At 45.2% G+C, this 18725-nt stretch carries 17 protein-coding genes, 1 tRNA gene and 1 riboswitch; of the genes, 16 read left to right on the top strand and 2 right to left on the bottom strand.

The window, feature by feature from the left end:
* Positions 1 to 27: 27 nt before the first annotated feature.
* The 10 genes from ACXAER_RS17620 to ACXAER_RS17575 all read left to right on the top strand — a co-directional run bounded on the left by ACXAER_RS17620 (position 28) and on the right by ACXAER_RS17575 (position 7958).
* Positions 28 to 453, top strand: a complete 426-nt coding sequence (locus ACXAER_RS17620; protein ID WP_012517742.1) for an acyl-CoA thioesterase — start codon at positions 28 to 30, stop codon at positions 451 to 453.
* Positions 454 to 583: 130 nt separating this feature from the next.
* Positions 584 to 687, top strand: a riboswitch (TPP riboswitch).
* Between the two features lie 55 nt (positions 688 to 742).
* Positions 743 to 2833: a TonB-dependent receptor gene (locus ACXAER_RS17615; protein WP_474831367.1), complete on the top strand. Its 2091-nt coding sequence runs from the start codon at positions 743 to 745 to the stop codon at positions 2831 to 2833.
* A 17-nt stretch (positions 2834 to 2850) separates the two neighbouring features.
* Positions 2851 to 3114, top strand: a complete 264-nt coding sequence (locus tag ACXAER_RS17610) for a hypothetical protein (RefSeq protein WP_014975943.1) — start codon at positions 2851 to 2853, stop codon at positions 3112 to 3114.
* Complete coding sequence (gene pnuC / locus ACXAER_RS17605) at positions 3114 to 3758, top strand: nicotinamide riboside transporter PnuC (protein ID WP_474831366.1); 645 nt, start codon at positions 3114 to 3116, stop codon at positions 3756 to 3758. Before ACXAER_RS17610 ends, pnuC begins: the two co-directional genes overlap by 1 nt.
* On the top strand, positions 3724 to 4566 hold the full coding sequence (locus ACXAER_RS17600; protein ID WP_474831365.1) for a phosphotransferase: 843 nt from the start codon (positions 3724 to 3726) through the stop codon (positions 4564 to 4566). The genes pnuC and ACXAER_RS17600 overlap by 35 nt, the downstream gene beginning before the upstream one ends.
* 211 nt (positions 4567 to 4777) lie before the next feature.
* Positions 4778 to 4854 (top strand) — tRNA-Trp (locus ACXAER_RS17595).
* A 310-nt stretch (positions 4855 to 5164) separates the two neighbouring features.
* Positions 5165 to 5881, top strand: coding sequence for an alanine acetyltransferase (locus ACXAER_RS17590; protein WP_474831364.1), 717 nt, complete (start codon positions 5165 to 5167; stop codon positions 5879 to 5881).
* Positions 5882 to 5889: 8 nt separating this feature from the next.
* Positions 5890 to 6390: a ribosomal protein S18-alanine N-acetyltransferase gene (rimI, locus tag ACXAER_RS17585; RefSeq protein ID WP_474831363.1), complete on the top strand. Its 501-nt coding sequence runs from the start codon at positions 5890 to 5892 to the stop codon at positions 6388 to 6390.
* Positions 6391 to 6503: 113 nt separating this feature from the next.
* Positions 6504 to 6800, top strand: coding sequence for a 2OG-Fe(II) oxygenase (locus ACXAER_RS17580; protein WP_474831362.1), 297 nt, complete (start codon positions 6504 to 6506; stop codon positions 6798 to 6800).
* A 228-nt stretch (positions 6801 to 7028) separates the two neighbouring features.
* Entirely contained in the window at positions 7029 to 7958 is a 930-nt protein-coding gene (locus ACXAER_RS17575) for a DMT family transporter (protein WP_474831361.1), read from the top strand.
* Positions 7959 to 7965: 7 nt separating this feature from the next.
* Here the strand turns inward: ACXAER_RS17575 and ACXAER_RS17570 are convergent, their stop codons facing one another.
* Entirely contained in the window at positions 7966 to 8862 is an 897-nt protein-coding gene (locus ACXAER_RS17570) for a LysR family transcriptional regulator (protein WP_474831360.1), read from the bottom strand.
* Positions 8863 to 9054: 192 nt separating this feature from the next.
* Between ACXAER_RS17570 and ACXAER_RS17565 the strand changes: the two genes are divergently transcribed.
* The 4 genes from ACXAER_RS17565 to ACXAER_RS17550 are packed head-to-tail and all read left to right on the top strand — an operon-like array spanning position 9055 to position 12997.
* The gene (locus tag ACXAER_RS17565) at positions 9055 to 10254 is read left to right on the top strand and encodes an MFS transporter (protein ID WP_474831359.1); all 1200 of its coding nucleotides are present in this window, start codon (positions 9055 to 9057) and stop codon (positions 10252 to 10254) included.
* A gap of 10 nt (positions 10255 to 10264) precedes the next feature.
* Entirely contained in the window at positions 10265 to 11173 is a 909-nt protein-coding gene (locus ACXAER_RS17560; protein ID WP_474831358.1) for a TIGR03571 family LLM class oxidoreductase, read from the top strand.
* Positions 11174 to 11194: 21 nt separating this feature from the next.
* On the top strand, positions 11195 to 12031 hold the full coding sequence (gene dkgB, locus ACXAER_RS17555; RefSeq protein WP_283645096.1) for a 2,5-didehydrogluconate reductase DkgB: 837 nt from the start codon (positions 11195 to 11197) through the stop codon (positions 12029 to 12031).
* 30 nt (positions 12032 to 12061) lie between these two features.
* Complete coding sequence (locus tag ACXAER_RS17550) at positions 12062 to 12997, top strand: alcohol dehydrogenase catalytic domain-containing protein (RefSeq protein ID WP_474831357.1); 936 nt, start codon at positions 12062 to 12064, stop codon at positions 12995 to 12997.
* Here ACXAER_RS17550 and ACXAER_RS17545 read toward each other — a convergent pair.
* The gene (locus ACXAER_RS17545; protein ID WP_474831356.1) at positions 12992 to 14749 is read right to left on the bottom strand and encodes a GGDEF domain-containing protein; all 1758 of its coding nucleotides are present in this window, start codon (positions 14747 to 14749) and stop codon (positions 12992 to 12994) included. The two genes, ACXAER_RS17550 and ACXAER_RS17545, sit on opposite strands and share 6 nt — an antisense overlap.
* A gap of 524 nt (positions 14750 to 15273) precedes the next feature.
* Between ACXAER_RS17545 and prfC the strand changes: the two genes are divergently transcribed.
* Positions 15274 to 16863, top strand: a complete 1590-nt coding sequence (gene prfC / locus ACXAER_RS17540) for a peptide chain release factor 3 (protein WP_474831355.1) — start codon at positions 15274 to 15276, stop codon at positions 16861 to 16863.
* A 13-nt stretch (positions 16864 to 16876) separates the two neighbouring features.
* The gene (argS, locus tag ACXAER_RS17535; protein ID WP_474831354.1) at positions 16877 to 18607 is read left to right on the top strand and encodes an arginine--tRNA ligase; all 1731 of its coding nucleotides are present in this window, start codon (positions 16877 to 16879) and stop codon (positions 18605 to 18607) included.
* Positions 18608 to 18725 lie beyond the last annotated feature (118 nt).

Genomic DNA, 18725 nt, shown 5'->3' with positions numbered 1-18725 from the left:
AGTAGCGATTTATTATGAGGAATTCGAATGCGCTTTCTTTCTCGGCGTCTAGTTATGCCAAACGACCTTAATTACGCCAATTCTTTGTTCGGTGGCCGCGCGTTAGAATGGATAGACGAAGAAGCTGCAATTTGGGCTATTTGTCAGCTAGAAACTAATTGCTTGGTAACTAAGCATATTGGTGAAATTAGTTTCGAATCACCGGCTATGCAGGGTGATATCGTAGAGTTTGGTCTAGAAACTAAAGCTGTAGGCCGTACGTCTATTACCGTAAGCTGCTTGGTACGCAACAAAGCAACCAAGAAAACCATCTGTTTTGCAGACGATATCGTTTTCGTAAAGGTTGACCCTGATACGCGTCAACCAACCGCACACGGCAAAACGTTGGAAGGGTTAAAAGCACAAACTGACGATGAAGTACGTCGCCTAAATATGAATATTGACGCTGAATAGCCCTCAGCTTTCAACGCCTTATATCATATATAAAACCTTACGTTAGCTTAACGTCTTATCTGCTTGACGGCGTGTATCGAACTGGTAGACTCCGTCGCAGAAGTTGAGTTTGCTAGTTTTAGCAGCGCAACACTATACCAAGGGGTGTCCGTTTTCGGTCTGAGATCCACATTCGTGGGAACCCTTAAACCTGATCCGGATAATACCGGCGTAGGGATGGTTCACAATATAGCCTTATCACCTGCCGTTAGACCCGGATCTTTTTTCTTAAATAAGAATAAGAGATCCCATGTATAAAACACTTTTCACACTTTCACTGCTTGCTAGTTCCGTTGCGGCCTATGCGCAACAAACCAATGTAAGTAACACTTCAGATAGCACGCCATCAGATATTGAGCGCGTCATCGTATCTGGTGATTTTCGTCAAACTACACTCGACCAGTTAAGTGCTAGCGCGACCATTTTAGATCAAGAGCGTCTTCGCAGTAGACAGCCGAGCCATATCGACAGTGTGCTAAACAGTATTCCAAACGTAAACTTTGCAGCTGGTGCGTCTCGCGGCCGCTTCGTTCAAATACGTGGTATTGGCGAGCGTAGCCAGTTTGCCGAGCCTATTAATCCTTCAGTGAGCTTTATTGTCGATGAATTCGATTTTTCTGGTCTTGCCGCAGCAGGTCTTATTTTTGATACCAAACAACTAGACGTTTATCGCGGGCCTCAAGCGACGCTCTATGGTACGGGGGCTCTGGCTGGAGCGGTAAAGCTTACCAGTAACAAAGTAGGAAGCGACGCGCCAGATTACGTTGAGGCCCGCATTGGCAATAAAGATAGTTACCGTATTGAAGGTGCCACTGGCGACGATATTAATTCTGATTGGGGATATCGCGTTGCGCTGGTGCATGACCGTAGTGATGGTTTTGTAGAAAATACGTTTTTAGATAGAAGCGACACTAATAATATTGATGAAACTGCATTGCGCTTCGCTGTAGAGGGCAGTGTAGACGAAAGAACCACGCTTGCACTTACCTATCGCTGGTATGACATTGATAACGGTTACGATGCATTCTCGCTCGACAACGACAACAAAACCCTGTCTGACGAGCCAGGCTTTGACGAGCATCAAACACACGCTGTAAGCGCGCGCTCAACAACAACTATTGCAGCGGGCGATCTTATTCTTATTGCCACCCATGCTTCTCACAATATTGCTTATGGCTATGATGAAGACTGGACATTCACTGGCTTTCACCCATGGGGTTATACGTCTTTTGATGCGTACTACCGCGATGTTGAAATCCAAACCGGTGAGTTGCGTTTTGTGTCGTCTAATAGTGCTGCACTTTTTGATGGTATGACCGACTGGACAATAGGCGTATTTTATAAAAACACGGAAGAAAAGCTGCTACGTCAGTACACTTATTTGGATAGTGACTTTGCCAGTGAGTATACCCCAACGACTACCGCTATCTATGCTCAGACTGAAAGCCGTTTGAATGACAATTTAAAGCTAGTAGCCGGGTTGAGAGTAGAAAACTACGATTTCGATTACGCTGATAATAATCAGCTTACACGAGCTTTTGATACCACTATGGTTGGTGGAAAAGTGGCACTTCAGTATACACAGGGCGATCACTTCTATTACGGCAGCATTTCACGGGGTTTTAAAGGCGCTGGCTTTAACCCCGACAGCCGAGTAAACGATAATCAGCGTTTCTTTGACGAAGAATACAACTGGAACTACGAAGTAGGCGTAAAGGGCCCCTTATTTACACCAGACCTAATTGCCCGCGCTGCAATTTTCTACATGGATAGAAGAGATACCCAGGTGAGCGATTTTGACGTTATCACTCGCGATGACGGCACGGCAGGTTTCGTGGATATTATCGATAATGCTGATTTAGGTACAAACAAAGGAGCCGAGCTGGAGCTTAGCTGGATTGCTAGTGATGCATGGCAGCTTGATGCAAGTGTTGGTTACCTAAGCGCTACCTTTGAAGGGTATACGCTTGCAGACGGTACTGAAGTGTCTGAGCAAAGACAGGCTCAATCACCTAAGTGGACCGCAAACCTGTATAGTGAGTACGCACTTACAGGTAACATGCTTTGGCGTGTAGATGTAGATTACAAAAGCGAATACCGTTTTTCTGATGGCCATGATGTAACCGCGCCAAGTACAACACTGGTTAATTCGGAGGTTGTAGTGTTACACGGTGATTGGCAGACCTCACTGTGGGTTCAAAATGTATTTGACCGCGAGTATTACACTCGAGGGTTTGGTGGTTTCAGCAACGACCCTCGCGATGAGTATGCCTTCGATGAGCCATATTACCAAATAGGTAACGGTCGTCAGTTTGGCGTTACTGTTAAGTACGCGTTTTAAAATAAAAGGAAACAGAAATGCAAGTTATGGTTGAACTGTCGTTGTACCCTTTGGTTAACGAATACATTCCACCTATTCAAGATTTCATTGATAGGTTAAATAGCTATAGTGATATTACAGTTTCAACAAGCTCAACCAGCACGCAGGTTACAGGTGACTATGGTGTGGTTATGAAAGTACTTGGCGAAGAAATGCAAAGGACCCATGAAGAAGTGGGGCAGGCTATTTTCGTGGCCAAGTTCTTAAACTTCGATGCCATGCAATCTAGAAAATCATCTTAATGGCTAGCTTTTTTTCTGAGTTTACCTCACAAATTGCCGCTACTTCGCTTTTAGAGTGGGTAGCGGTTGTCCTCGCTATTGCCTATGTGCTGTTAGCCGCAAAACAGAACAGCTGGTGTTGGCTGTGCGCCTTTGTGAGTACCGCAATTTACACCTGGCTATTTTGGCAGGTGACGTTGCCATTTCAGTCTGCGCTTAACTTCTTTTATATGATAATGGCGGGATACGGTTATTATCAGTGGTCGAAAGGGTCGGAAGACGGCGATGTTAAGCCAGTGCTTCATTGGCCGCTGTGTGCTCATTTGCTCATTGTTCCGAGTATGTTATTGCTCGCTTGGGTTCTGTCTGAGGTGGCGGGCTCACAGTTCAATAGTGAGTACCTACTATTAGATGCGAGCATTAATTTATTGAGTGTAGTCACAACATTTATGGTGGCGCATAAAATCCTGCAAAACTGGGTTTACTGGTTTTTCATCAATTTAGCGTCCGCCTATTTATACCTGCAAGTGGGTTATGCATTATCTGCTTGCCTGTTCTTAGGCTACGTTGGTTTTGCGGTATTTGGGTATTACCAGTGGCTAGTACAATATAAAAAACAAGGTGAACAGGTTGGATATCATCGCCACGCTGCAAAAGGCGCTTAATCTTAGCGACAGTGCGAAAATTTCGTCACACCCTGCTGGAGCGGTAAATCATGTTTACCGTGTTCAAGAGCTCGCAGATAGTCAGTTACCCTTGATTGCAAATAACCTTCAAAGTAGTGGGCAACCAAAGTCGGAGCATAACCCTGTCGACTTAGCGGTGAAATGGATGGGCGATGATGACTTTAGTGGGGTTAATCGTGCGCACCAATTTGCTTTGCAGCAACAGCTTTATAGGTTGGGAGTAGCGCCGCAACCCATATGGTTAAGCGATGATGAAACCATCTGGGTTGAGCAGTGGCTAGAGCACAGTGAAAGTGCGACGCTTTCAATGCTTGAGCTGGCCAACACCCTAGCTCGTATTCATTCTTTGCCCATTACCGCTAGGCCATTAGATTTAGCATCAAGATGGCAGCATTATATTAATGTTGCACAGCTCGATAAGAGCAGTGAGCTTTATCTAAAAGCCCAATCATTGCGGAAACAAGTAATAAAAAGTGAACAAGACGATGACGACTATGTGTTATGTCATAATGACTTGCTAACTAATCACTTATTACTGAGCGCAGATAACTCACTCAAAATTATTGATTGGGAATATGCCGCCATGGGAAACCGCTACTTCGATTTAGCAAGTTGCTGCCTTATCAATAAACTTGAAATCAATGAAAGTAGAGAGCTCGTTAAGCATTACGCCAAGCTAATGAATATCGATGAGCACGACGCGATAGCGAAATTTGATCTGCACACCGAGATTGTCGCTATCACTAATGACCTGTGGTTTGCTGCGCTTAACGCCAATAAGGTCTAATTGTCATAAACTGCTCCGCATTTAAAAGTGACGCTGCATAGAAGTCGGTTTAAAAGCGGGCAATAAGACAAAACACAGGTGATGGATAAAGCCTAATTGGTGTTATTCGATTGAAAAAACAGCGCATTGCGTGTTAATTAAGCATGCAGTGCATGGTAGTGATAAAAAGGCTTTACCTTTTTAATGTCATCCGTATAATGCACAGCGCGCTAGGGGTGTAGTTCGAATTGGTAGAACAGCGGTCTCCAAAACCGATGGTTGGGGGTTCGAGTCCCTCCACCCCTGCCACTTTCTCTTCTCGTGAATGTTTACGTTCAAATCCTAAATCGTTTCTTTGTTAAATTCTTCTTCAATTTTCTTGGTTTCTGTTGTTAGTGCTTAAGTTTTCGCTGCAGCTGTTTCATTTCCTTTTATACCAAGGGCTAGGCATTATAAATTCGCGAATAATGCTTAAGAGTCAACCCTTATGAATTAACGCTTGAGCATTAAACAGCAGGTACAATCCGAGCAAAAGGACGCGATAGTTATTCAACCAAGCCTGCAACTTTAGTAAACTAAACAAATACAATGAACTATCCACGTTAGGTGTTTTTGCGCAATGTCTCTTACTTCATATCAGCAGGCGGTTTTACAGGAAATGGGGATCCCGGTTTGGATCACCAAAGACGCCCACACTGAGCTAAAGCAGGAAGACCAAGCGAAACAAAACAACACTAATGCAGCACAACGCCCTAGTGGTTCATCGACACAATTACCCTACAGCCAAAACGCTCAGGCTAATAAGCCGCCTTCAACGCCAATTTCTCAAGAAGAAAAACAGTCACGGCTTGCTCAGTTGAGGGCAAATGTTGGCAGTAGCGCGAAAGATAAAGCTAAGCCTAAAGATAGTGGGACAACAAAACTTTCCACACCGTGCGGGTCGCACGATGAAGGGAAAGTAGGGCAAACCGAAACAGGTGCTTCACAGTCACACAACATTTCTCCGTCTTTCGACAATGCGGTTACCTCACAAGAGTCTTTAACAAAGTCTATTGGCGCAAAAGGGCCGGTATCGCCTGAAGGTATTCCGTTAAGTTCCGAACAGAAAGCAAAATCACAGCAATGGCTGAAGGACTTACAGCTAGCCTGTGTTCAGTTGGGTATACCGTCACAGTGGGCTAACACCGTAATGATTGGCCGTACGCTATCGGTAACTGAAACGGCCATTATATTGCCAGCCACACCGCTAAAACTCACAACTGTGCAAAAGCGGGAGCTGTGGGCGCAGCTTATTAGCTCAGCACGCGAATTAAACCACTCCGCTAACGGACAGTAGTCGCGTCGATGAAGTTAACAATCGTACCGCCGCAAGGCTTTAACGAGCACATAGAACAAGCGCATGCTATCCATCAAGAGGCACAAGTGTCGCCTTGGAAACTAAGTACCTTCGCAGACTGTTTCACCAAACCCTATTACGGGGTATTCGCCTTTGATAATGACAAGATTGTTGGCTATGCCATTATGCTTGAAGTTGTTGATGAAGCTACGCTGATGGATATTGCGGTAGACAGTGGCGCTAGAGGCAAGGGTATAGGTCGCGCTTTAGTTGATTTTGTCATCGAGACATCGGTGAAAAATGCAATGCGTGAAATGTGGCTAGAAGTGCGTGAAAGTAATGATGCTGCTATTGCGCTGTATGAGAGCTCCGGGTTTGAGCATATTGAAACCCGCAAAAACTATTACACCGTAAAAAGTAATGATGACGGGAATGACAAGAGTAATGGAAACAGCGCACAAAAAGAAAACGCTAAAATCATGAAGTGGACAAATCCCACCTTAGCCTAGGCATATACGTTTCGCGTATATCAAAGCATTATCTGAACTCAGCATACGCTTCCAGACCATAGCCGTGCGTGTTTAAATTAGAACACGTCCCCATCAATCAAGGTATAAATAGCATGGCTAAAGTGCTCAACAAAGCGATAGTCTCATCAAAGCGATTTGCTATAAATGTGGTTACCTACAAAGAGGGTCATAGCGTGTTAGAACATAATGACCCTATGGGCAGCGGGCGTTACTTTAAATTTAATGTAGTACTAAAAAAGCCGGAGCGCGGCGGTCAATTTTGGGCAGAGAAAGTCATCTTTAATCTCTTTAACCGCATTTACTTTTTTCGGCCAGATAAGTACATGCACAGCGTAAGCAAAATAGAAAAAGGGGAGCGGAAGCTGCTGTCTGTTGCATTGTACGTGTAAGTCATAGTGTTTATCAGTGATTAACCACCCGTATAGCAAAGTTTCCACAAGGTTTTAAAAAGTTGACCATTTGGTCGATAAATTGGCGTGTTTACACGGTCAGGAAGGTTTTAATCCCTTGCTAATTCACTTATATTTGCGCCCTTAAAATTCTCCGCCTACATTCAGCTTACCGGGCGGTAGAAACTTCTCTTAACGTAGTTCGTTTAATTGGATTTTTTAAAACGCATGTCTTCATCATCGGTGGCGGAAAAAGAGCAATCAAAAGGCATTAAAATGCTTTTGGTTGCGGTGTTGTGTTTAGGACTTAACTGGCCAGGCATGAAATTAGGGCTCGAGATTGTAGGGCCTGTATGGATGGTGTGCTTACGCTTCTTGTTAAGCCTTCCCGTACTCGCGCTGTTTGTATTTATCACCAAAAAACGTTTACCGGTGCTCAATCGTAAAGATCGCTCGGTGGTGTTTGTCGTTGCCTTTTTCCAGTTTATCCTATCAATGGGGCTTATTACTGTCTCTCTGCAGTTTATTCCCGCTGGCACGGCGAGTATTCTTATCTACACCACACCGCTTTGGATGCTGCTTATTGACACCCTATGGTATCGGCAACGCCCGCCTTCTAAGCGATTAATTCTAACCGGTATATCTACCATTGGCTGTGCAATGATCTTATTTGCTTCGGGACAACCGGGCGCGTGGCTACCGCTCTTTGGTATGTTGCTGGCATCTGCATTGTGGGCGGTCGCTATTCGAAGAGTGTCTTTTCACAAGTGGAAGGGAAGCGTCATTGAAGCTGTCTTCTGGCAGTTTACCATCGCAGGTTTCGCCATGCTTACTATTGCACTGATAGTTGAACCAATACCTAATTTTGGGGCTTACGATATAAGCGATTGGTTACTATTGGCGTACATTGGGCCAGTGGCAACGGGTCTCGGTTTTGGCCTTATGGTAGCGGCGGGGCCTAAATTACCCCCAGATAAAATTGTTCTTATTAGTACACTCACTCCGATAGTGGGTTATGTAAGCTCTGTGATATTGCTTAAAGAAACGCTACTACCTATGGTTATGGCCGGTGCAATATTGATGATAGCCGCGCTAATAGTAAATGGCCTCCCCCAAAGCACACTTAAAAAGATATTAGGTAAAGGCCACGCGAAATAAAGGTAAGTTAAAGGGTTAGTCGAGGCTGTATAAAATCTAAAAACGCAGAGATACGAGACGATACTGCACTATTTTTATAGTATACCGCTTGTACCGACTCTCTGCGGTTTGGACTGACAATATCGTCGCGAAATAGCGCTACCAGCGAGCCTGCACTGATATCTTTGTGTACCATAAAGTGAGAAAGTAACGCGATACCTTGACCTGCCAAGCACAGCTGGCGAATAGTTTCGCCGCTTGACGCACGAAGACTGTACTGCAAGTTAATATCTTGTTTGATCGGCCATTTATTGAGACTTGGTGAGTCGCTAAAGCCAATCAGTTTGTGTTTGTTTAGCGTGCTAATTCCATCCTCACCTTCAGATATGGGATATTTTTCAAGATACTGTGGGCTTGCCACAATATGCAGCTTACTTTTTCCTAAACGTCTAGCGTGCAAGTTAGAGTCGCTTAAATCACCAATACGTATTGCGATATCGGTTTTATGTTCCAACAGGTCGATAATGCTGTCGTGACTGGTGATATCGAGTGTTATGTCAGGAAATGCTTCTCGAAATTCGCCCACTAACGGCGCTAGCTGGTGAAATACAAACGGGCTCGCAGCATCGACCCGAAGTTTTCCAGAAGGGGCGCGCTTTAATAGCCGTAATGCTTCTTCACCTTTTTCTAATATGTTTAGCCCGTCTCTGGCATATTGCAGGAAAAGCTCACCTTCTTCTGTTAGTTCCAACCGTCTGGTAGTGCGATTCAATAAGGTTACATCTAAGCCATCTTCAAGACGGGTAACCGCTCTACTCACTTTTGCAACCTGCTGATTGAGTAGATTGGCAGCACTGGAAAAACTACCTGTATCCACAACGGTTAGGAAGGCTTCTAAATCTTCAGTTCTTGATGAGACTGGCATCGCACACCTTATATTTTCAAATATCGCAAAAGTATTTTGTCATTAGTGCTGTTTTTTGCAAATAAATTTATCGTCAAACTGTACGCACTTTATTAATGGCTTTCAAAAAACGGTGTAGTTGTTCGTTCTAGAAGCCAATGGTGGCGTTGTTAATCAAGCCATCTCGTTAATTACTTTTTGAGGATAATTGAAATGCCTATTGCATTATTTGCGTTAACGTTAAGTGCGTTTGCTATTGGCACAACAGAGTTCGTGATAGTGGGGCTTGTCCCCACCATTGCTACAGATCTTGGCGTTACGTTACCAAGTGCAGGCTTACTTGTTAGCTTGTACGCCGTTGGTGTTGCCGTTGGCGCACCGGTTCTTACCGCCCTTACGGGAAAATGGAATAGAAAACATGTTCTCCTAAGCTTAATGGCGCTATTTGTGGCTGGTAATATTCTTGCTTGGCAAGCGCCTAGCTACGAGAGCTTAATTTTAGCTCGCATTTTGACAGGCTTAGCGCACGGTGTGTTCTTTTCTATAGGGTCAACTATTGCTACAGGGCTAGTGGCGAAAGAAAAAGAAGCCAGTGCTATTGCCATTATGTTTACGGGCTTAACCGTAGCCTTGGTTACTGGCGTACCTTTGGGTACCTGGATTGGTCAAAACTTCGGTTGGAGAGCAACCTTCCTTGTGGTTTCCGCGCTAGGCACACTTGCGCTAATAGGCAATGCGTTGCTGGTACCGAACAATCTTAAACAAAGTAAACCGGCCACTTTGAGTGAACAAATGAAAGTGTTGGTTCAGCCTCGTCTGGTATTAGTGTATCTAATGACGATATTGGGCTATGGCGGCACATTTACGGCATTCACCTATCTCGCTCCTATATTGCAGGAAGAGGCGGGGTTTGCGCCCTCAGCTATCAGCTTAATTATGCTGGTTTACGGTGTGTCTGTCGCGGTAGGCAATATTTATGGCGGCAAGCTTGCTGACAAAAAAGGCCCAATCCGCGCGTTAACTATTATCTTTTCAGCCCTTGCAGTCATCTTGTTTGCCCTGACGTTTACCATGGGCAGTAAAGTTGCCGCAGTGATCACCGTTTTAGTGTGGGGCGCCTTTGCCTTTGGCAATGTTCCAGGACTTCAGGTGTACGTTGTTCAATTAGCAGAGAAGTTTACCCCTAATGCTGTTGATGTGGCGTCAGGTTTAAATATTGCGGCATTTAACATAGGCATAGCTGTGGGCTCAATTCTGGGCGGTGCAATCGTAGACGGCATGCAGTTATCTGATACCGCGTGGATTGGCGCAATTATTTCTGTTGCAGCGTTACTTGTCACGCGCTATAGCGGCTACTTAGACAAGCGCGCACTCAGTACTGCGAATACGGCGAATAACACAACGAGCGCGTAGGGAGGTCATAATGACGACAAATACCTTTGATAAGCTTGCACAACACACGTTCTCAGTAGGTGTAGAGCTTCCGCTAGATAACGACTGGGCACATTTCGACGCCACAGAAGGTACGCCATTCGGCGTACCTGATATGACCGAGCATCACAGCCGTATTCGATTAGCCGACAAACTAGGGTTTAAAGCAGCGTGGGTAAGAGATGTACCGGTTTATGACCCTAGCTTTGGGGATGCGGCTCAGGTTTTCGAAACCTTCACTTACCTAGGCTATTTAGCGGGTATCACAGACAATATTCTATTAGGCACAGCAGCTGTTGTTTTGCCTCTTAGGCAGCCATGGCTTGTTAAAAAAGCGGCAGCAACAGTGCAGCAGCTAAGTAACGACCGCCTTATACTCGGTGTAGCCAGTGGGGATAGACCGGTTGAGTATCCGTTGTTCGATGTCGATTTTGACAGTCGCGGCGAGCACTTCAGGCAGTCACTGGAAATTGTAAAGCACGGTGAGAATTCCCTTAAGCCTGGCATGTCGCTGTTACCGCGCTCAACCACGCCGCCTTTGTACGTTGCAGGGCTCGCTCAGCAAAGCCCTCAGTGGGTTGGAGAAAATATGGACGGTTGGCTGGCGTATCCAGGTACACCGAACGACCATGCAAAGCGCGTAGAACTATGGCGAAGTGTCGCGGGCAACAAGCCATACGTTAGCTTTATTCATCTTAATTTGGTTGAAGACGATGAAGCGCCCATAAAACGCCACCGATTCGGGGTTGAAACTGGTGTAAATGGGCTTATCAAAGAACTCAATGCAATGAAAGACGCGGGGGTTGATCATATTGGCCTGCACTTCAGACGTAATACGCAACCAGTAGAAGACGCGATGCAGCGCATTGCTGACTACGTATTACCTCACTTTCATAAATAACGGAACCAACAAGGAGGCATCATGCCGAATGTAAATCAGTCACAATCTAAAATTCCTTCGCTAGGTGTAGGCACGTTTCGCTTAAAAGACGATGAAGCCTATAACAGCGTGACAATGGCACTTGAAGTGGGTTTCCGTCATATTGATACGGCGCAAATATACGGCAATGAAGAAGCGGTAGGTCGCGCTATTAAAGACGCTATTGCAAACAACCTTGTTGCACGTGAAGACCTATACGTCACCACCAAGGTGTGGAATGACAAGTTGAATAAAGCAAGCTTTGTAGATAGCGTAAAAGAGAGTTTGGAAAAGCTCCAACTGTCGTACGTTGACCTGCTACTTATTCATTGGCCGTCACCGGAAAACGGCGAAAGCATGGAAGAGTACCTAGGTGAATTGCTGCGCGTTAAGGAACTGGGACTCACAAAAGAGATTGGTATTTCTAACTTTACCGTGGCACAAATTGAAGAAGCGGTGAGTATCTTGGGCGAGGGCGTTATTTCCACGAATCAGGTAGAGGTACACCCTTATCTTACTAATGAAAAAGTGCGTGCAGCGTGTGAGAAACACGGTATCACAGTAACAGGATATATGCCGTTTGCTGTTGGTAAAGTGTTAAAAGACGAGACCATCATTGCAATTGCAGATAAGCACGGCGTGAGCACTGCTGAGGTGGTTGTAGCCTGGGAGCTGGCCCATGGTTTAGTCACTATTCCATCGTCGACCAAGCGCAAAAATTTGGAAACCAATTTCAAAGCGCTTGAACTTACCTTAGACGCTGACGATATTGCAAAAATTGACGCACTAGACTGTGGCGACCGTCAAGCTAACCCAGATTTTTCACCTGCGTGGGACTAATCGGAAAAATCACCTTGTTAAGGAGCTTTTATGCAAGCTAACGTTTGGCAATTTGAACAAGCTGGCGCAGCACTGATACAAAACGTACAAGAGTTTTCTGAGCCGGAGGCAGGGCGTATTGTCGTGCGCAACTATGCTATTGGCATTAACCCAGTTGACTGGAAGTTTATCGATGATAACCCGCGCGACTGGGAAAAAGGGCATATCCCCGGTGTGGACGGTGCGGGTGTTGTTGTAGCTGTAGGTGAGGGCGTTGATAACAGCCTCCTGGGTAAGCGGGTGGCTTACCATCATAGCCTGGGTGAAAACGGAAGCTTTGCCGATCATAGTGAAGTGTACGCAAGCCGCGTAATGGTTGTACCAGAAAGCGTTGATTTTGCACTAGCTGCTGCCTTGCCATGCCCAATGCTTACTGCCTGGCAGGCGTTTAGTAAAGTGCCGGTAAGAAAAGGGGCTGATGTGTTAGTCAGCGGTATGGGCGCCGTTAACAAATTGCTGGCACAAATGCTTTCACAAGCAGGTTTTAATGTGCATGTTATCTCAGGTAGCTTTACGCAAGAGCAAGCTGCTGAGATGGGCGTAAAAGCCATCCATCGCGGTAAACCTGAAGGGCAAACCTTTTACGCGCTTTTCGATGCAAATGGTCCAGACTATGCGGCGTCACTTGTACCGCTTCTTGAAGCTAATGGTCACGTAGTGAGTATACTAGGTCGTATTGAAGTGCCTGTTGATGAGCCTTTCACGCGTACTATTTCTTATCATGAGATAGCGCTAGGTGCGCTGCATGATTATGGCGATTTATCACAGTGGCAGCGTTTGGTGAAAGATGGTGAGGCGTTACTTGAGCAAGTTGCTGCGCAAACGTTGGTTGTTGAAATACCTAACGTGTTTGAATTCGATAATTTGAACAACGCGCTGCAATTTTCAAAAGATGATAAGCGAAAAGCGGTGGTTGCGGTTTCATAAAGCGGGAATGATTAAGTTTCTTCCTTTATCTTTGGCTACGTAAAGGGCTTGATCAGCCCGCCTAAAGGCTTCGACAATATCGTCGGAGCCTTTACATAATGTCCAACCTATACATGCTCCCAGTTTCCTGTCATCTATCGATGCAATCGCTAACTGATTAATGGCACGGTGGACGATTTCCAATTGTTTTGCAAATTCCTCGGCTTCGCTAGACTGGTTACCATTAGGCTGTGTGACGCGCTTTGCAATGGCAAATTCTTCTCCACCATACCGAGCCGCTACTTGCTCTGCATTATTTAGCGGCGCGAGAATGTTAGCAATGCCCTTAAGTACTTCGTCACCTACATCGTGTCCAAATGTATCGTTGATACTTTTAAAATGATCTAAATCGATTAGCGCAATGGCGAGTGCCTCGTGGTTGTGTATAGTCTTATCGAACGTATTGTCTACGAACATGTCCAGCGTACGTCGGTTGGGCAACTCCGTTAAACTATCTTTAGAAGCTAACTCTGCCAATGCACTGTTGGTCTGTTCGAGCGCTAGTGTACGCTCTTTCACCAGCGCTTCTAGTTTAAATGTCTGTTCACTTTTTAATTGTGCTGCTTCTTTCTGTGCGTCTCTTTCTCTTTGCACAACCTTAACCATGTAGTTCGCGGTAAGCGCGACCATAAACAGACAGGTCATCACAAGTCCAGTCATGAAAGTGGCGATAGGCTCTAGATAAAGCTCGACCTCAAAAAGTGCAATAATAGTAAGGACTAAGGTACTAAATGTTACTGGAAGCATAGCGGCAGCTAGCCACTTGGCTCTGTCAGAGCCCCGTTTATGCTCTACAAAGATAACGAGAGCTGCAATCAGTATATAAGGGAAAAAGAGAATAACAGGGAGCTTAAGAGCTATATCGAGCCCCATGCCTTGCCAAAACAAAATACCCATAAATGGCAGAATTACGCAGAATCGTTTAACCGGTTTTGCTCCGTAAACTTCATGGTTGTCTCTGGCAAGAGTTTGAAACAATACCCAAAAGGCGGTAATCAAAACAGAGTAAATACTTACAGCATAGCTAATGTCGTTCAAACTTGGTGTATTAGGCCACAGTAGTTCAAATGCATAGCCAAAAACTCGGAAGAACCAAAACGTTGTGGCAAAGATAAACGAAGCAAAGCTAAGAAAAACTAAATTGCGGCTGGCAATATAGCCAAGTGCACAAAGCAGGGTAAGCAGCCCCATCGCGCCGAAAAATGCCATATCCCGCTGCAATGTTTTCATGTAAAGGTTGCTATAAAATTCCGGTGTAGCCACAGAGAAACTGTATCTAAGTATCTCGCCAGACATGGTGCCGCTAAATTCCGTATAAGATGAAGCTGGCAATACAGACGGAAAGTGATAATCGGGCGTGTTTACCGCACGAGTGCTGTAAGGTGTATCGTCTCCTGTTTCCCATTGATGGGTACCGTCGGTGACAGCGAGTGTTTTAATTGCAGGAAAGCTTATTGAAAACCAGACAGGAACTTGCGTATCTAATTGGTTGTAAACGCGAACTTTAAAATGTAAGTACTGTGAAGGAGACCTTTTTATAACATCAGCGCTATAAAACCACTGTTCATTGCCTGTAAGTTCAGCTGAGTTACTTACTGCAAAAACGGCATCGCTGTCCAAAGAGAGCATAGACTGTGGGTCATTGAAATTAGCTGCGTTAGCGGTTGGGCAAAAGCATGCTATTACAAGCCATGCGAATAATATTCGCAGCATATGTCGTCCTTGTACCGTTGGTTGTTTTTTGTTTAAAAATCAATATAGCACATTGTTTAAAAATGTAAGCCTTCAAAAGATAAAACAAAAATACATAATCATCAGTTTATGTTTTTAGAGCACTGCTCAGTCTAGCTTGGTATTAAGTAAGCTTAAGAAAATGTGTGGTGCCGTGTAGATTGATGTTGATTCAGTAGGCAAAGTAAATAGTTATGGGACGAATAAGCTAATAAGTTCGTTGAGCGCCTACGCAAAGGTTTTCGTTAAATTGAATGTTAAAAACTTGAAGAGATCATTGAAATTAAACCGTCGATTCATTTAACCCGTCATAAGACAGGTGCTACGTAATTTCGCTCTACTGTTACGCCCAGTAAAATGCTAAAATCCGCGCAATTAATTACCAAGCCGTATCAAGCGTTTCACCGCAATATACAATTTGCGCGGACAAGCATTGCCTATCCGATATAAAACGCGCCTGTAAGTTATTGGTTTACAGGGATAATAGATAACGAAGATAAGTATTGATGTCAGATAAGAAACTTCTAGAAGAGATTAAAAAGCGACGTACGTTCGCAATCATATCGCACCCGGATGCGGGTAAAACCACCATTACTGAAAAAGTACTGTTGTTCGGGCGTGCGCTTCAAACCGCCGGTACTGTAAAAGGTAAAAAATCAGGTCAGCATGCTAAGTCTGACTGGATGGAGATGGAAAAAGAGCGTGGTATCTCGGTAACCACCTCAGTTATGCAGTTTCCATATAGCGATCACTTGGTAAACCTGCTGGATACCCCGGGGCACGAAGACTTCTCTGAAGATACCTATCGTACGCTAACAGCCGTTGACTCGTGCCTTATGGTGATCGACGCGGCTAAAGGTGTAGAAGACAGAACCCGTAAGCTAATGGAAGTTACCCGTTTGCGCGATACGCCAATTGTGACTTTTATGAACAAGCTAGACCGGGATATTCGCGATCCTATGGAACTGCTTGATGAAGTAGAAACCGAGCTTGATATCCTGTGCGCGCCAATCACGTGGCCAATCGGCTGTGGTAAGAGCTTTAAAGGTGTATATCACCTTCACCGCGACGAGACTATTTTGTATCAAAGCGGTCAGGGTCACACTATTCAAGATGTGCGTATCATTAAAGGGTTGGATAACTCAGAGCTTGATACGGCAGTAGGAAGCGATCTTGCCGAGACTCTGCGCGACGAGCTTGAACTAGTGCGCGGTGCATCGAATGAATTTGATCAAGAGCTATTCCGTGAAGGCCAGCTAACGCCAGTATTCTTCGGCACGGCATTGGGTAACTTTGGCGTAGACCACATGCTTGACGGTTTGGTTGAGTGGGCGCCAGCGCCACTTGGACGCGAAACAGAAGAAGGGACTATCGAAAGTACCGACGGCAAATTTAGCGGATTCGTATTTAAAATTCAGGCCAACATGGACCCGAAACACCGTGACCGTATTGCGTTTTGTCGTATTGTGTCGGGCAAGTATGAAAAAGGCATGAAAATGCGCAACAGCCGTTTAGGCAAAGATGTTCGTATCTCTGATGCGTTAACTTTCTTAGCGGGTGACCGTTCCCTACTAGAAGAAGCGTATGCTGGCGATATCATTGGTTTACATAACCACGGTACTATCCGAATTGGTGACACCTTCACGTCAGGCGATAACTACCGCTTTACGGGTATTCCAAACTTTGCGCCAGAGCTATTTAAACGTATTCGTTTGAAAGATCCACTTAAGCAAAAACAGCTGCTGAAAGGTCTTATTCAGCTTTCTGAAGAAGGCGCAGTTCAGGTGTTTCGACCCCTTGCAAACAACGATTTGATCGTAGGCGCGGTAGGTGTTCTGCAGTTCGACGTAGTTGTGGCTCGTTTAAAAGCCGAATACAACGTAGATGCGTTATACGAGCATATTAACGTTTCAACGGCTCGCTGGGTTTACTCAAGTGATGAGAAAAAACTAGATGAATTCCGCCGCAAAGGTGAGCAGAACCTGGCGTTGGATGGAGGCGATAACTTAACGTATATCGCACCGACTATGGTGAATTTGCAGCTAGCCCAAGAACGCTATCCAGATATTCAATTTACGAACACGCGCGAAAATTAAAGAAATATACATTATGAATATACATGCACTATTAGTTAATCGTTTCACTGAGGCTCTGCAAGAGATGGGCGTAGAGAATGCGCCAGTACCCGTTTCGCGCAGTGCTCGACCAGAGTTTGGTGAATACCAGTTTAACGGCGCTATGGCGCTAGCCAAGCAGCTTAAGCAAAAGCCACGTGATATTGCAGAGAAAATCGTTGAAACCGTAAAGCTTGACGATATTGCCAGTAAGCTAGAAGTGGCTGGCCCTGGCTTTATAAACGTACATCTAAACGATGATTGGCTGGCTAACCAATGCGAGCTATCGTTAACCGATCCGCGTTTGGGTATTGCAAAGTCGCCAGAGCAAAACATTGTCGTAGATTACTCATCGCCTAACTTAGCGAAAGAAATGCACGTAGGTCACCTGCGTACTACCATCATCGGCGACGCCGTGGTTAAAGTGCTTGAATTCTTGGGCCACAATGTAATTCGTCAAAATCACATGGGCGACTGGGGCACGCAATTCGGCATGTTGCTTGCGCACCTATCAGACAAGCTTCAAGAGGAAGTGGCGGAAACTGCGTTGTCTGACCTTGAAGACTTTTATCGCGAAGCCAAAGTACGCTTTGACGAAGAAGAAGGCTTTGCCGACCGCGCCCGTGAATACGTAGTTAAGCTGCAGGGCGGTGACGCTCAGTGCCTCGCACTGTGGGAAAAGTTCATTGACGTGTCTATTGCTCACTCCGAAGAAGTGTACGACAAGCTAAACGTAAGCCTTACCCGTAAAGATATTATGGGTGAGTCGGCTTACAATGACGACTTGGCCAACGTAATAAGCGAACTCAAAGCAAAAGGCATCGCTGTAGAAGATCAGGGGGCGCAGGTGGTGTTTATTCCTGAGCTTGCAGATAAAGAGGGCAACCCGGCGGTTTATATCGTCCAGAAGTCGGGTGGTGGCTACCTTTATGCAACCACGGACCTTGCAGCAATGCGTTATCGTAGCGGCAAATTAAACGCTGACCGTACGCTTATTCTTACTGACGCTCGTCAGGCGCTGCACTTTAAGCAAACTGAAATTGTAGGCCGCAAAGCGGGCTTTATGAAAGAAGAGCAAACTTACGAGCACTGCCCGTTTGGTATGATGCTAGGCAGTGACGGTAAGCCATTTAAAACCCGTACCGGTGGCACGGTTAAATTGGTTGAGTTGCTTGATGAAGCGGTTGAGCGAGCAGGCAAACTGATTGCCGAGCGTGACAACGATTTAAGTGAAGACGAGCTAAAAGAAGTTGCAAGAAAGGTAGGTATTGGCGCAGTAAAATATGCTGACCTATCTAAGAACCGCACAACTGATTACATGTTTAACTGGGACTCAATGCTAAGCTTTGAAGGTAATACAGCGCCTTATTTGCAATATGCGTATACCCGTGTGAAAAGCTTGTTTAGAAAAGCGGGTGTTGATATGGCAACTATGCCGGTAGATATCAATATAGTTGAGAAACAAGAGCATGCGCTAGCAGTGTTATTGATGCAGTTTGAAGAAGTGATTGGCATGGTATCTCGTGAAGCGACACCTCACGTATTGTGTACGTACCTGTACGAAGTGGCTTCAGCGTTCATGACGTTCTACGAAGCTTGCCCAATGTTAAAAGACGGCATTGAGCCAACTGTACGTGATAGCCGCTTAGCGTTGTCAGCTTTGGTTGCCAATACGCTAGAGAAAGGATTAACTCTACTTGGCATCGAAACACTAGAAAAAATGTAGTGTTCGCGGTACAACATAGGTAGTGATATTTAAAAGGCTGACATTGATTGTCAGCCTTTTTTTATACGAAACATAAGCGTCACCCCTACAACGCTCGTTTGCGCTAATCGTGATCGTT

The organism is Alteromonas sp. AWJ4_199 (genome assembly GCF_056159165.1).
This window is presented reverse-complemented; position numbering and strand designations above follow the sequence as displayed.

Excerpts from the sequence above, each read along its gene's own strand:
- argS (WP_474831354.1), top strand. The coding sequence starts at position 16,877 with ATGAATATACATGCACTATTAGTTAATCGTTTCACTGAGGCTCTGCAA.
- ACXAER_RS17575 (WP_474831361.1), top strand. The coding sequence starts at position 7,029 with ATGTCTTCATCATCGGTGGCGGAAAAAGAGCAATCAAAAGGCATTAAA.
- ACXAER_RS17550 (WP_474831357.1), top strand. The coding sequence starts at position 12,062 with ATGCAAGCTAACGTTTGGCAATTTGAACAAGCTGGCGCAGCACTGATA.
- ACXAER_RS17545 (WP_474831356.1), bottom strand. The coding sequence starts at position 14,749 with ATGCTGCGAATATTATTCGCATGGCTTGTAATAGCATGCTTTTGCCCA.
- dkgB (WP_283645096.1), top strand. The coding sequence starts at position 11,195 with ATGCCGAATGTAAATCAGTCACAATCTAAAATTCCTTCGCTAGGTGTA.
- ACXAER_RS17565 (WP_474831359.1), top strand. The coding sequence starts at position 9,055 with ATGCCTATTGCATTATTTGCGTTAACGTTAAGTGCGTTTGCTATTGGC.
- ACXAER_RS17610 (WP_014975943.1), top strand. The coding sequence starts at position 2,851 with ATGCAAGTTATGGTTGAACTGTCGTTGTACCCTTTGGTTAACGAATAC.
- ACXAER_RS17615 (WP_474831367.1), top strand. The coding sequence starts at position 743 with ATGTATAAAACACTTTTCACACTTTCACTGCTTGCTAGTTCCGTTGCG.
- ACXAER_RS17590 (WP_474831364.1), top strand. The coding sequence starts at position 5,165 with ATGTCTCTTACTTCATATCAGCAGGCGGTTTTACAGGAAATGGGGATC.
- ACXAER_RS17560 (WP_474831358.1), top strand. The coding sequence starts at position 10,265 with ATGACGACAAATACCTTTGATAAGCTTGCACAACACACGTTCTCAGTA.
- ACXAER_RS17580 (WP_474831362.1), top strand. The coding sequence starts at position 6,504 with ATGGCTAAAGTGCTCAACAAAGCGATAGTCTCATCAAAGCGATTTGCT.
- prfC (WP_474831355.1), top strand. The coding sequence starts at position 15,274 with ATGTCAGATAAGAAACTTCTAGAAGAGATTAAAAAGCGACGTACGTTC.
- rimI (WP_474831363.1), top strand. The coding sequence starts at position 5,890 with ATGAAGTTAACAATCGTACCGCCGCAAGGCTTTAACGAGCACATAGAA.
- pnuC (WP_474831366.1), top strand. The coding sequence starts at position 3,114 with ATGGCTAGCTTTTTTTCTGAGTTTACCTCACAAATTGCCGCTACTTCG.
- ACXAER_RS17620 (WP_012517742.1), top strand. The coding sequence starts at position 28 with ATGCGCTTTCTTTCTCGGCGTCTAGTTATGCCAAACGACCTTAATTAC.
- ACXAER_RS17570 (WP_474831360.1), bottom strand. The coding sequence starts at position 8,862 with ATGCCAGTCTCATCAAGAACTGAAGATTTAGAAGCCTTCCTAACCGTT.